The sequence below is a fragment of the Sulfuricella sp. T08 genome, from assembly GCF_000971475.1.
GTDB lineage: Bacteria > Pseudomonadota > Gammaproteobacteria > Burkholderiales > Sulfuricellaceae > Sulfuricella.
Map to the genome: position 1 here is coordinate 20,855 of NZ_DF967520.1, position 13,858 is coordinate 34,712.

Genomic DNA, 13,858 nt, shown 5'->3' on the forward strand with positions numbered 1-13,858 from the left:
TTATGCATTACCCCTCTCCCCAACCCTCTCCCGCAGGGGGAGAGGGGGTTAATCAGGGGTTCCTTAGGCGGCAGGGCTGCTTGGGTATATTTTCAGATAAATACAGGTCGACAAGATGACACAAAATTTTGTAAGGATATTATTTTCCATCGCTCTTGGGATGATGTTGAGCTTCGGTGCACTGGCAGAACAGCCAGAAGAGCAGGCACAGGCCGAAGTTGTGAAGGTTGAGTCCGTTGCCATGGATGCGGCAGCGAAGGTTGAACCTGCTGTCGAGGAAGTGGACTCTGGTTACCAGATCGGACCGGAAGATGTTCTGGAAATTTCTGTATGGAAAGAAGAAGGCCTTAAAAAAGAAGCGCTGGTTCGGCCCGATGGAGGTTTGTCTTTCCCATTGATTGGAGAGGTTCAGGCAGCAGGAAAGACGGTGGGGCAGTTGAAGAAAGAAATTGCCCAACGCCTGGAAAAGTTCATTCCTGATCCGGTGGTGTCGATTGCCTTTCTGAAGGTGGGCGGCAACAAGATTTTTGTTATCGGGAAAGTGAATAATCCCGGCGAGTTTCCCGCCGGCCGTTATGTGGACGTGCTCCAAGCGCTCAGCATGGCTAAGGGTTTGACGCCATTTGCTTCAGAGAACGGCATCAAGATCATGCGCAAGGAAGGCGGCAAGGACATCGTGTTCCCATTCCGCTATTCCGACGTGAAAAATGGTGAAGACCTGGGGCAGAATATTCAGCTTAAGGGCGGAGACGTGGTAGTGGTGCCGTGAGTCGAAGGCGGATCTGAGCGAGCCGATGGCTGAAGGATTAACTAGTTGAAGCAATTTGATTCGCTGCACTGGAGAAAGGCGCCTGCATTTTGTGCCGTGCTGTTTTGCCTTTTTTCATCGGGTGCCGCGGTTGCAGCCGAGTGGTCGATCGAGCCTTCCGTCAGCTTGCGCGAAGAATACAACGACAATATTCGTTTTGTGACATCGCCTCATCCCGGCGTGTGGCAGAGTCGGCTTTCACCCAGCATCAGGATGAGCAGTAACACCGAGGTGGCGGAAGTCAGTGGATTGGCGCAGTTGAACATTATTCAGTTTGCCGGAGATCCTCAGGTAGAAAACCGCAACGATCAGGTTTTTAGCCTGCTCACCCGTTATCAGTCGGAACTCAATGCCTGGGCCATGAATGTGTCGTATAAGCAGGATTCCACCGCTGACGAGCGTAACACCACGGGTGTTGCACAGAATTTTACCCAACGTAGCACGCTTAGCCTGAGCCCCTCCTGGATGCGCACCCTGACGGAGCGAAGTTCACTCAATCTGGATTACAGTTATCAGGAAGTAAAATACGGCGCGCATACCAACAACCTGAACGATTACACTTCACAGCAGGTGGGCGGCACGTTGCAATACCGTTTGACAGAGCAGGATCAGGTGAGTCTGTCCGCGAATTATTCAAAATCGGACTATGCGCCCGAGACGAAGGTTAGCGATCCATCGCCATTTTATCTTTCGACCACTACTCTTAATAAGTCTGACCTGAGCAATGTGCAACTGGGTATTGACCATGCGTTTTCAGAGACGCTTCGTGGTTCGTTGACGTTAGGAAAGCGTAATACCATAACGATGAAAGAGCAAAGCCAGGCTCTCTGTCTGGGTTTGGCTTGTGCGACGCCGGTGAACGTGAAAAGTGAAACTCAGAGTGCTGGCACTACGTTCAGTGCCAATCTGGGGAAGACCTTCGAATCGTCTACGGTGAGTGGGTTTGCTTCCAGGGACACGAATGCGAGTGGCAGCGGCTTGGTTGAGACAGACAAATTTGGCGTGTCGCTGAACAGGAGTCTGACGGAAAAGCTAACGGGCTCATTCGACGCGACCGCGTACCGTACCAAGTATATTGATGCAACTGCTCCTGCCAGTCGTTATTATACGTTTGAGCCGAAATTGAACTGGCGTTTTACGGAGTGGTGGACACTCGATGCCGGCTATCGTTATGCGCGATCTGAATCAGATGCTGTTACCAATGCCACGACAGCGAACGTGGTGTATCTCAATCTGGTCTATAACTGGCCAAAAAAGGCCATTTCCCGGTAGCATGACAACCGGGGCTGAAAAATCCTGACAATAATCTAGTGGCGCATCGCCCGGATATCACGAAATAAGAGGAATCATGGAAGAGCAGACAACAGACCTGAAGGATTATCTTGTTGCATTCCGCCGTCGCAAGAAGCAGATCCTGACGGCTACGGGTATTCTGGCTGTGATCAGTGTGCTGGTGGCCTTATTGCTGCCTCCCGTCTATCGCTCCAGTGCAACCATCCTGATCGAGGAACAGGAAATCCCGGTAGATATGGTGCGCTCCACGATAACCAGCTACGCGGATCAGCGCATCCAGGTGATTAGCCAACATGTGATGACCCGCGCCAACATGATGCAGATTGTCGAGAAATACAATCTATATCCCCGGCAGCGCAAGCGTGAGACCACTGAAGAGATCCTGGATCGGATGCGCAAGGATATCAAGCTCAATATGGTGAGCGCTGATGTGAGGGACCGCCGTAGCGGCGCGAATACAGTGGCTACCATTGCGTTTACCTTGGGGTATGACAGCGAAACGGCAGCTGGGGCGCAAAAAGTCGTGAATGAACTGACTACCCTCTATCTCAACCAAAATCTTAAAACCCGGCAGCAGAAAACAAGTGAGACCTCTACGTTTCTATCCGAAGAGTCTGCCCGGTTAAGCGAGCACATCTCGGAAATCGAGGCTAAACTGGCAGAATTCAAGGAAAAGAACGCTGGCCGCCTGCCGGAACTGGCTGGCCTTAACATGCAGATGCGGGATCGCACCGATTCTGAAGTCATGGAAGTAGACCGGCAACTTAACGTGCTTGACGAGCGAAAAATTTACCTGGAAGGTCAATTGTCTCAATTGAAGCCCAACAGCCCGATGACGTCTGCCAGCGGGGAACGTATTCTCGATTCAGATGAGCGCCTCAAGTCATTGCAGGCTCAATATGTCAGTCTGTCCGGCATTTATTCAGCTGATCATCCTGATGTAATCAAAATGCGTCGGGAAATAGATGCGCTGAAAAAGGAAACGGGCGGCGATGGCGATATGCAGGAACAGGCCAAGCAATTGACTCGTATGCGCTCTGATCTGGCGATGATGCGCGAAAAATATTCGGATAATCATCCTGATGTTGTCAAGTTGAAGAAAGCCCTTGCAGCACTGGAAGAATCTCATAAAAAGACGTTGGCAACCAGCAGCGATGCCCCAAAATTCAGGAAGCCAGAAAACCCTGCCTATATTTCCATGCAAACGCAACTTGAGTCGACCAATAGCGAACTGAAGACATTGCGCACCAAGCGTGCCGACTTGAAAGCGAAAATGGCATCCTATGAATCGCGCCTTGAGCAAGCGCCGCAAGTCGAACGCGAGTATCTCGATTTGAGCCGCGATCACGAGAATTCCATAAAGCGTTATCAGGAATTCAAGGCCAAGCTGATGGAAGCCGAGGTGGCGCAGCAGATGGAGAAAGACAGCAAGGGCGAACGCTTTTCGCTAATCGATCCAGCGCAACTGCCAGAAAAGGCGAATAGCCCGAATCGGCCGTCTATTCTGTTGATTGGTATGGTTTTGTCGCTGGGGGGCGGGTTTGCCTATGCGGGCGTGCTAGAAGGTATGGATAGTTCCATCAAGAGCTCGAAAGTTCTGGCGGGTTTGCTTAATGCGCCTCTACTCTCGGTGATTCCCTTCATGGAGAATTCCGAAGACAGAAGTAAAAAAACAAAGCTTAAGACATCGCTCGTTATAGGAGCTATTGTGGGAATTGCGCTGATTTTATTGTCGATACATTTTTTATGGCAACCGCTTGACGTGCTTTGGTACATGATTATGCGCAAGCTGGATGTATGGTTAGGCTGAGGATGATATGGAACGTATAAGAGAAGCGCTTGAAAGAGCAAGGGAAGAGCGAACCCATACTGGCAAGGGGTTCGGCGGCTCGAATCAGCCTGCGGCGTCAATATCCAAAGGCAACGAGACGGTTGATCTGATTGAATATACGCAGACACGAACCATTAAGGTTTCCCGGGATTTTTTGCGCGAGCAGCGGATTGTTAGCGGCTTCGAACAGGGGATTTTTACCGATGCCTATAAAATTTTGCGTACCAAGGTGCTGCAGAAGATGCGTGAGAACGGATGGAATGCGCTGGCGGTAACCAGCCCGGGAGAGGACGAAGGCAAAACACTGACAGCAATCAATCTGGCCGTCAGCCTGGCAATGGAAGTAGACCAGACCGTGTTGCTGGTTGATGCGGATTTGCGCCATCCTAGTGTACATCAGCATTTCGGTCTGCGCGACGGCCCGGGTCTTAGCGATTATCTGACGGCAGGTACGCCACTAGAGGAAATACTGGTACATCCGGGGATCGGACGTTTCGTGATTCTGCCTGGTGGCAAACCACTGCTGAATTCATCGGAAATGCTGAGATCTCCGAAAATGGTTGAACTGGTGCAGGAACTCAAGAGTCGCTATCCATCGCGTATTGTTCTGTTCGACCTTCCTCCCGTGCTGTCCGCTGCCGATGCGCTGGCTTTCTCGCCCTACGTGGATGCTGCCCTGCTGGTGGTGGAAGAAGCTAAAACCAAGGCTGAGGATATTACCCGCGCTGCCGGATTGCTTGATTCAACCCACCTGATAGGCACGGTGCTGAATAAATCCCTTGAACCGGACACCCGTTCCAAGACACCTACCGGCTGGATCAAGCATTTCCTCAAGCGTAAGGGTTCCTGAGCATGTACGAGGCTTTTTACGGGTTTCGCGAAAAACCCTTTTCCATCATTCCTGATCCCGGGTTCCTTTATTTCAGCCCGAAACACCGGATGGCATTCGATCTGCTGGAATACGGCCTGATGAATCAGGCGGGTTTCAACGTGATCACCGGCGAAATCGGCACTGGCAAAACTACGCTGATTCGTCATCTGCTGGGGCAGATGGGGCCGGACGTGACCGTTGGCTTGATCTCCAATACCCATCAGTCATTCGGCGAATTGCTGCAATGGATATTGTTCGCCTTCAACCTGGAATATCGCGGCAAGGAAAAGGTCGAGATGTTCCACACCTTCCTCGATTTCCTTGTTCAGCAGTATGGCCAGAACAAGCGCGCCGTCCTGATTGTCGACGAAGCGCAGAACATGTCTGCCGAAACCCTGGAAGAATTGCGCATGCTTTCCAACGTCAATGCCGACAAGGATCAAGTGCTGCAAGTGATTCTGGTGGGGCAGGCAGGGCTGCGCGACACACTGCGCCGTCCCGATCTGGAACAGTTTGCCCAGCGCATTGCGGTGGATTACCATCTGGAGGCGCTGAATCAGGATGAAACTCGAACCTATATTCGTCATCGGATCAAGATTGCCGGCGTGGATAATCCTGGATTGTTCGACGATGCGGCTTGTGATGCCGTTTATCAGCATAGCCAGGGTGTGCCGCGACTGATCAACCTGTTGTGCGACACCTCCCTGGTTTATGGCTTCGCGGAACAAAAAGCGAAGATCGACGCGCAAATCGTGCACGACGTGGCGGCGGACAAGCAAAAGGGCGGCATTTTCCCTGTGCAGGAAAAAAAAAGACTAGCGATTTCCTGACCGGAATCAATTCGGCATTAATTTCCGAGCGTGTATCCGGATTTAAGCAGGAAGCAGCTTCAGGTAATTACGGGCCGGAAGGCGTGGAAAATCCCTCGGCTGTTAACAGTAATAACGTGGATCCGGTTGGAGAACCTGGAAAAACGGGATTCAAGGCGATCGATATCGGGGTTATCCAGTATCTGAAACTGGTGCACACTGAATTGTATGAAAAATTAATAGCTGCAGTACGTTCCATAAAAAGCAGAAATAACTAGTAGTCCGTCAAGTTAAAATAGCGGGGCATCCCCCCTTTGAAAAAGGGGGGCAGGGGGGATTTAATGGTGGCGGCAAGTCCCGGCTAAGCCAAATCCCCCTCAATCCCCCTTTTACAAAGGGGGAGGCGGCTGTGCTGCATCCATGCGATTCAATGTGACTGATTACTGGTTTTTTCACCCTCCTCTCCAAATATTTACCCTGCCATTGCTCCCCTCTCCCGCTGGCGGGAGAGGGGTTGGGGGAGAGGGAGTGGCTCTTTCAGGTGACAACGAACCATGCGAGTACTTTTTAATAGGAAATAAAAAGCAATCGTGCCAAAGGGAAACGTAAGCTACTCTCTTATCCTTGCGCTGTCTTTGTTCTGCGCATCGCCTGGTTATGCTGCGCCAGACAGGGCCGATTCGTCTTCCGACGTGTCGGCACCCACCGTCATTTTCCCCAAAACCAGTCTCGGCCCTGATGAACTCGCCGTGGTCGTCAATGACGCCGACCCGCTCAGTGTCGAAATTGCCCAATACTACAAGACCAGGCGCGGCATTCCGGACGGAAATATGATCCATGTCAGTTTTGTTCCTGGCTCAACCGTGATGAGCCAGACCGAGTTCGCCAGAATCAAGGCAATGGTCGATGCCAAAACGCCTCAGCAGGTGCAGGCCTTTGCACTTACCTGGGCCAAGCCTTACCGCGTCGACTGTATGTCTATCACCACTGCGTTTGCCGCCGGGTTTGACAAAAAATTCTGTGCAAATGGCTGTGCGTTAACGAAACCCAACCCCTATTTTGATTCGACCAGTGTCACACCGTTCAGGGATTTCGGCCTGCGCCCGACCATCAGCCTGGCGGGATCGAGTTTTGAGGAAGTGAAAAAGCTGATCGACCGCGGTGTGCAATCCGACAGCACCTATCCGGCAGGCACAGGCTATCTGGTGGACACCAGCGACAAGAACCGCAACGTGAGGGCGGCGGGTTTCGAGCCGCTACGCCGCTACCTCGGACGTGTAGTAAAGCTGGAACAGATCAAGGAGGACTACATCGAGAAAAAGCCTGACGTGCTATTTTATTTCACCGGCATGACGCAGGTCGCCAAGCTAACAAGCAATACATTCGTTCCCGGAGCGATTGCCGATCACCTGACTTCCGCTGGCGGTCAGCTTACTGACAGTGCCCAGATGAGTAGCCTGCGCTGGCTGGAGGCGGGAGCGACCGGCAGCTATGGTGCGGTAGTCGAACCGTGCAATTACCTGGGAAAATTTCCGCATCCGGGCGTACTGGTGGGCCACTACACCAGCGGCGAAACTCTGATCGAAGCCTATTGGAAAAGCGTTGCGATGCCCGGCCAGGGTATTTTTATCGGGGAACCGCTGGCAAATCCCTATGGTGGCAACCAGGTATCGTTCAACAATGGCGAACTGACGATACGCACCCACGCTTTGGCACCGGGGTTTTATGCGGTACTTGGTGCGGATTCAGGCATTGGCCCATCGCATCCCGTGGCAAGGCATGTTCGTGTCGGATTCGGCTTGAAGGAAATCAAACTGAGGAATGCGAAAAACCTGTTTTACAGAATTGTGCCGGAACCGGGTGGGGATGCGGCGAGGCTGTAGCAAGTAAGGGTATCCCCCTTTGCAAAAGGGGGAGGCAAAGATTGCAGCCGCCTTGGACGGCGGATGGGTTTTCGGCGCCTTTGAGGCGCTCACCCAATAAGCCGCCGGCTCTGCCGGTGGTAATTTAATTGTTAATAAAAGGGTTTCCGTCATTATCAAAATAACCAACATTTGACGGAAACGCTTGCGCAGATACTGTCCAACCAGCAAAGACTGCATCTGGTGAACACACAGAATTACATGGCTGAGTACCGTCATGCCTGTGCATCCTTGAATGGGATGCGCTGGAAGGTGTCATGCGGAACGAGCAAGAGCAAACATCGCTAGTAGTCAGTCAAGTTAAACTAGCGGGATACCCCCCTTTAAAAAGGGGGGAAGGGGGGATTTAACGGTGGCGGCAAGCCCAACTCTGCTAAATCCCCCTCAATCCCCCTTTGCTAAAGGGGGAAGGTGGTGAACTTGTTTACGGATTTCGGATGCCAGCAGTAGCCGGAAAAAACGACCAAGCTCAGATTGAATTTAGAGAATGAGAAAAATGACAAAAAATCCCAAAATATTGATTACTGGAGGCGCCGGCTACATCGGTTCTCACACCTGTCTGGTGCTGCTTGAAGCCGGGTTTGACGTTGCGGTGGTGGATAACCTGTGCAACAGCTCGCGCGAAGCGCTACGCCGCGTGGAGGGCATCACTGGCAAAAAAATATCATTCCATGAAGCCGATGTGCGCGATGGAGCAGCGCTATCAACAATTTTTGAAGCAGAGAAACCGCAAGCCGTCATCCATTTCGCCGGCCTCAAAGCGGTGGGCGAATCGGTGGAAAAGCCGCTCGAATACTACGACAACAACATCAGTGGCACGCTGACCTTGCTCCTCGCCATGCGTAAAGCCGGCGTGCGGCAGATCGTCTTCAGTTCCTCCGCCACCGTCTATGGCAACCCGGCCACAGTGCCGATTCGTGAAGACTTTCCGCTTTCAGCCACCAACCCCTACGGCCGTTCCAAGCTGATCATCGAAGATGTCCTGCGCGACCTCGTCCTCTCGGATCCTTCATGGAAGGTAGCATTGCTGCGCTACTTCAATCCCGTTGGCGCACACGAAAGCGGCCTGATTGGCGAAGACCCGAACGGCATTCCCAACAACCTGATGCCCTTTGTTTCCCAGGTAGCAGTGGGGCGTCGCCCGCACCTCAACGTGTTTGGCGGCGATTACCTCACACCGGATGGAACTGGCGTGCGTGATTACATTCACGTCGTCGACCTGGCAAAAGGCCATCTTGCGGCGTTGCAGGCATTGAACGGGTGGGAAGGGAGCCAGCCGCTTACGGTCAACCTGGGAACGGGACATGGCTATTCCGTGCTGGACATGGTTCGGGCCTTCGAAAAAGCCAGTGGCCGTGCAGTGCCATTCAAAATTGTGGACAGACGCCCCGGCGATATTGCAACGTGTTATGCCGACCCCGCCTTGGCTGAACGCCTGCTTGGCTGGAAGGCGCAATTCGGTGTTGAAAGAATGTGTGAAGATGCTTGGCGCTGGCAGGTAGGCAATCCAGAGGGTTACGCCTGAGTGCGCAATCCTGGAGGAATGATGAGGTCTATGTGGCTCGCCACGGTAACTGGGGTGAAGTAAGCGGGGTTTCATGGGATAATCAAATTACATAAATCCCCAGCCTGCTGGGGGTAGTACCAGTTTAGGTTGATAATTAGATTATTTTAGGGAGAAAATCATGAGTATCGTTGCGGTTGTTGGTCTGGGCTATGTGGGATTGCCTCTGGCAGTGGAATTCGGCAAAAAAATCGAGACCATCGGTTTCGATCTGTCTAGCGAGAAAGTGGAAAGCTACAAGCGCTTCTGTGACCCGACCGGTGAAATGAGTGGTGACGACTTGCGCGCCGCTACCCAACTCACGTTGACCACCGACCCCGCACTGATCGCCAAGGCCGACTACATCATCGTCGCCGTACCCACTCCGGTGGACAAAGCGCATCAACCGGACTTCAGCCCCTTGGTCGGCTCCAGCACCAGCGTTGGCCGCCACATGAAGAAGGGTGCCATCGTCATCTATGAATCCACGGTTTACCCAGGCGCCACCGAAGAAATCTGCGTCCCCATCCTGGAAAAGGAATCCGGCCTGAAATGGAAGCAGGACTTCCATATTGGCTACTCCCCGGAGCGGATCAACCCTGGCGACAAAGAGCACACCGTCACCAAAATACTCAAGGTGGTCTCCGGTGACGATGCCGAATCGATGGAGAAAGTCGCTCAGCTCTACGAAATGGTCATCACCGCTGGGGTGCATCGCGCCTCCAGCATCAAGGTGGCCGAAGCCGCCAAAGTCATCGAAAACACCCAGCGCGACCTCAACATCGCACTGATGAACGAACTCGCCATCATCTTCGACAAGATGGGCATCGACACCCTCGAAGTCCTGCAGGCGGCAGGTACCAAATGGAATTTCCTGCCCTTCCGTCCCGGCCTCGTAGGCGGCCACTGCATCGGCGTAGACCCTTACTACCTTACTCACAAGGCCGACATGCTCGGCTACATCCCGCAAGTCATTCTGGCAGGCCGGCGCATCAACGACGGCATGGGCAAGTTTGTCGCCGAACAGACCGTCAAGCAGATGATACAGGCGGGTAGCCACGTCAAGGGTGCCAAGGTCATTGTGCTCGGTCTCACCTTCAAGGAAAACTGCGGTGATTTGCGCAACTCCAAGGTGATCGACATCATTAACGAACTCAAAACCTACGGCATCGAAGTTTTGGTGCACGAACCGATAGGCGATGCCGACGAAGCCAAGCATGAATACGGCGTCAGCCTTACCGACTGGGACAAGTTGCCCCAGGCCGACGCCATTGTGGCCGCCGTGGCACACAAAGAATTCCTGGAGCGGCCGCTGTCCGACTTTCTGGGTAAGCTGAAACAGGGTGGCGCCTTCATTGACGTCAAATCCGTCTATGACACCCAGGCCCTGCGTGATGCCGGCCTGACCGTCTGGCGCCTGTAATATTCGAAATGTGAAACAAGCCTGTTTACACCCTCTCTCCAACTCTCTCCCACAAGTGGGCGAGAGGGCTGCAGTTCCCCTCTCCCACTTGTGGGAGAGGGGTAGGGGAGAGGGAAATGGACATGGCGAAGCGCTGTTTCATGATACGGTGTGGCAATTCGCCATGACAGTTAGAAATGGCGATCCATGCGCACCCAACATACCGATAAACCGATGACAAAATATCATGAACTCAAACAGCACCTTCAGGGCAACCCACATACTTGGCTGATCACTGGCGTGGCCGGGTTTATCGGCTCCAATTTACTGGAAACGCTGCTTAAGCTAGACCAGAAAGTGGTCGGGCTGGACAACTTCTCTACCGGTCACCGCCATAACCTGGAGCAGGTAAAAGCACTGGTCACTACGGCGCAATGGCAGAGCTTCCGCCTGATCGAAGGGGATATACGTAACCTGGCCGATTGCACAGCGGCATGCAATGGCATCGATTATGTTTTGCACCAGGCAGCGTTGGGCTCCGTTCCTCGTTCGCTGGAAGACCCTATCCTGACCAATGAAAACAATATTACGGGTTTCCTCAATATGCTGGTGGCAGCGCGGGATGCGCAGGTGCGACGGTTTGTGTACGCGGCATCCAGTTCCACGTACGGCGATCATCCCGGCTTGCCCAAGGTGGAAGACCTGATCGGCAAACCTCTTTCCCCCTATGCCGTGACCAAGTACGTCAATGAACTCTATGCGGATGTATTTGCCCGTTGCTATGGTTTCAAAACCGTCGGCCTGCGTTACTTCAATATTTTCGGTCAGCGCCAGGACCCGGAAGGCGCCTACGCCGCAGTGATCCCCAAGTGGGTCGCTAGCATGATCAAGAACGAGCCGGTATTTGTAAACGGCGACGGCGAAACCAGCCGCGACTTCTGCTACATTGACAACACCGTACAGGCCAACCTGCTGGCCGCCACCACCGACAATCCAGACGCAGTGGGTCAGGTTTATAATGTGGCCGTTGGTGATCGCACCAGCCTGAACCAGCTGTTCGAAGGTGTTCGCAGCTTGCTCGAACCGCGTTTCCCCCACCTGAAAGACTTCAAACCGACCTACCGCGACTTCCGTGCTGGTGACGTACGCCATTCGCTGGCGGATATTAGCAAGGCAAAAAATCTGCTGGGATATGCTCCGACACACCATATCGTCGAGGGGCTCAAGGAGGCTATGGACTGGTATGTCAATGATCTGGCTGGTTAACCAACGGCTTTTGCACCTCAAGTCAAGCAGATCAATGAGCAGATATTTTACTCATCCGGAATCCCTCTCACACTTGTGGGGTAGGCGAGAGGGCGAATGTAAGGATGGAGCAACTGATTTACGATCGAAGGAAGTCGAACTGTAATATGAAGTGAGTACCATAAGAGCCGTTGGCTATCGAAACGAAAACCTGATCACTTTAATTTCGCAGCAAGTGCATAAAAAAGAGACAACATTAATTAAAAGATGGATCCCTTAATCAAACCGTATGGTGGAAACCTGATTAGCCTGCTGGCTGGTGAAGAGCGAGTTGCACAGCTTAAACTGGAATCGCGGGACTTGATGTCGGTGGTCTTGTCGCAGCGTCAGTTGTGCGACCTCGAACTGTTAATGAACGGTGCTTATTCGCCGCTTAGCGGATTCATGACACAAGAGGTTTATGATGGCGTTGTTGCCGACATGCGTTTGCCGGATGGCACGCTGTGGCCGATTCCGATCAACTTCGATGTGTCCGCATCTATTGCCGAGAAACTCAAACCAGGTATGCGCTTAGCGCTACATGATGAGGAAGGTTTCATGCTTGCAGTTCTGCTGGTTGAGAGTGTCTGGCAGCCAGACAAGAAACGTGAAGCAGAACTGGTTTATGGCACTGTGTCTATGGTGCATCCTGGTGTGAGTTATTTGTTTGAGCAGGTGGGAGAGGTATATGTAGGGGGTACACTGGAGGGTGTTCAGTTACCCGCGCACTATGATTTTGAAACTCTGCGCGATACGCCGGAGGAGCTCAGGCTTCTATTCAACAAGCATGGCTGGAATCGTGTGGTGGCTTTTCACATTAGTAAACCCATGCATCGACTGCATCTGGAAATTACCCTTAATGCGGCCAGAGAAGCACAGGCTAACATCCTGCTGCACCCTGCAGTGGGTATGACAAAGCCTGGGGATCTTAACTACTATGCCCGCGTGCATTGTTATAAGGCAATTCTCAAGCATTACCCATATAGTATTGCAATGCTTTCGCTTTTTCCCATGGCGATGCGTATGGCTGGTCCACGTGAAGCGATTCTGAATGCAATTATCCGTCAAAATTATGGGTGCTCTCATTTTATGGTGGGTTTAAAACATGCTGAACCTCCTGTTCTAGATGAGGAAGGAAAACGTTTTTATCCACCAGAATCGGCACAGAAATTGCTAGAGCGATATCAGGAAGAAATGGAAATTCGTCTGGTTAAAATTCCTGAATATGCCTATGTGCCGGATGAGCATCGCTATATGCCCGTTGATGAAATTTCCAGGGGCAATAAGCAAACTACTGATTTTGGGCAACGTGAGTTAGTAGATTGTCTGGCGCGTGGGCTCAGAGCGCCGTCATGGTATTCATTTCCTGAGGTTATCAATGTGCTTACCAAAGCCAGCCCTCCTCGAAGCAAGCAAGGTATCACCTTGTTCTTTACAGGCTTGTCTGGTGCAGGGAAATCCACTTTGGCAAAAATCATATTTGCAAAATTTATTGAATCAGGTGGACGTCCAGTGACACTCCTCGATGGCGATGCGGTTCGCCATAACCTATCCAGTGAGTTGGGTTTTTCTAAGGCACATCGCGACCTTAATGTGCGTCGTATCGGCTTTGTGGCGAGCGAGATCACCAAGAACGGCGGTGTGGCTATCTGCGCGCCGATTGCGCCCTATATGAGCATGCGTCGTAGCGTGCGCAATATGATAAAACAGCATAGTGCTTTCATTGAAATCCATGTTGAAACGTCGCTGGAAGTTTGCGAAAGCCGCGACCGCAAGGGACTGTATGCTAAGGCCAGGCAAGGTCTGATTCCGGAATTCACCGGTATTAGCGACCCCTATGAGGTACCGGAGCACCCGGAGTTACGCATTAATACCGCCGAGCTTTCTCCTGTTCAGGCAGCGCAGCAGATTTTTCTGTACTTGTTGAGCGAGGGATACTTGGGAGCATCAGTGAGTGAGGAATTCGATGTTACTGAAATGGGGGGGTATTTCCACTTTGCGGAGGGAAGGGTAGGGTAGGGGCTAGCCGGATAGTGGGGAAGATATTTGGCGCGACTGTGTTGGGATTTTTTCCCGGTCATAATGGTTAACACGC

10 protein-coding genes are annotated in these 13,858 nt (G+C 52.3%); all 10 read left to right on the top strand.

Annotation, left to right across the window (positions count from 1 at the left end; all coding sequences use genetic code 11):
• Nucleotides 1–115 precede the first annotated feature (115 nt).
• Entirely contained in the window at nt 116–769 is a 654-nt protein-coding gene (locus tag SCT_RS00165) for a polysaccharide biosynthesis/export family protein (RefSeq protein WP_202812090.1), read from the top strand.
• 45 nt (nt 770–814) lie between these two features.
• Nucleotides 815–2,080: an outer membrane beta-barrel protein gene (locus SCT_RS00170; protein WP_059417576.1), complete on the top strand. Its 1,266-nt coding sequence runs from the start codon at nt 815–817 to the stop codon at nt 2,078–2,080.
• A gap of 76 nt (nt 2,081–2,156) precedes the next feature.
• Nucleotides 2,157–3,911, top strand: coding sequence for a Wzz/FepE/Etk N-terminal domain-containing protein (locus tag SCT_RS00175; RefSeq protein WP_059417577.1), 1,755 nt, complete (start codon nt 2,157–2,159; stop codon nt 3,909–3,911).
• A gap of 7 nt (nt 3,912–3,918) precedes the next feature.
• Nucleotides 3,919–4,782 carry a CpsD/CapB family tyrosine-protein kinase gene (locus tag SCT_RS00180; protein WP_059417579.1) on the top strand — a complete coding sequence of 288 codons (864 nt, stop codon included), beginning with the start codon at nt 3,919–3,921 and terminating at the stop codon, nt 4,780–4,782.
• 2 nt (nt 4,783–4,784) lie between these two features.
• Nucleotides 4,785–5,633 carry an ExeA family protein gene (locus SCT_RS00185; RefSeq protein WP_059417581.1) on the top strand — a complete coding sequence of 283 codons (849 nt, stop codon included), beginning with the start codon at nt 4,785–4,787 and terminating at the stop codon, nt 5,631–5,633.
• Between the two features lie 569 nt (nt 5,634–6,202).
• On the top strand, nt 6,203–7,495 hold the full coding sequence (locus SCT_RS00190; protein WP_059417583.1) for a TIGR03790 family protein: 1,293 nt from the start codon (nt 6,203–6,205) through the stop codon (nt 7,493–7,495).
• A gap of 535 nt (nt 7,496–8,030) precedes the next feature.
• On the top strand, nt 8,031–9,059 hold the full coding sequence (gene galE, locus SCT_RS00195; RefSeq protein ID WP_059417585.1) for a UDP-glucose 4-epimerase GalE: 1,029 nt from the start codon (nt 8,031–8,033) through the stop codon (nt 9,057–9,059).
• Nucleotides 9,060–9,219: 160 nt separating this feature from the next.
• Entirely contained in the window at nt 9,220–10,500 is a 1,281-nt protein-coding gene (locus tag SCT_RS00200; protein WP_059417588.1) for a nucleotide sugar dehydrogenase, read from the top strand.
• Between the two features lie 213 nt (nt 10,501–10,713).
• Nucleotides 10,714–11,745, top strand: coding sequence for an SDR family oxidoreductase (locus SCT_RS00205; protein ID WP_059417653.1), 1,032 nt, complete (start codon nt 10,714–10,716; stop codon nt 11,743–11,745).
• Nucleotides 11,746–11,991: 246 nt separating this feature from the next.
• Nucleotides 11,992–13,782 (top strand): bifunctional sulfate adenylyltransferase/adenylylsulfate kinase, encoded by a 1,791-nt coding sequence (locus tag SCT_RS00210; RefSeq protein WP_082098103.1) that lies wholly within the window; start codon nt 11,992–11,994, stop codon nt 13,780–13,782.
• The last annotated feature ends 76 nt before the right edge of the window (nt 13,783–13,858 follow it).

Bases quoted from the DNA above. Each gene is read 5' to 3' on its own strand.
- SCT_RS00165 (WP_202812090.1), top strand. From the start codon at position 116: ATGACACAAAATTTTGTAAGGATATTATTTTCCATCGCTCTTGGGATG.
- SCT_RS00175 (WP_059417577.1), top strand. From the start codon at position 2,157: ATGGAAGAGCAGACAACAGACCTGAAGGATTATCTTGTTGCATTCCGC.
- SCT_RS00180 (WP_059417579.1), top strand. From the start codon at position 3,919: ATGGAACGTATAAGAGAAGCGCTTGAAAGAGCAAGGGAAGAGCGAACC.
- SCT_RS00185 (WP_059417581.1), top strand. From the start codon at position 4,785: ATGTACGAGGCTTTTTACGGGTTTCGCGAAAAACCCTTTTCCATCATT.
- galE (WP_059417585.1), top strand. From the start codon at position 8,031: ATGACAAAAAATCCCAAAATATTGATTACTGGAGGCGCCGGCTACATC.
- SCT_RS00200 (WP_059417588.1), top strand. From the start codon at position 9,220: ATGAGTATCGTTGCGGTTGTTGGTCTGGGCTATGTGGGATTGCCTCTG.
- SCT_RS00205 (WP_059417653.1), top strand. From the start codon at position 10,714: ATGACAAAATATCATGAACTCAAACAGCACCTTCAGGGCAACCCACAT.
- SCT_RS00210 (WP_082098103.1), top strand. From the start codon at position 11,992: ATGGATCCCTTAATCAAACCGTATGGTGGAAACCTGATTAGCCTGCTG.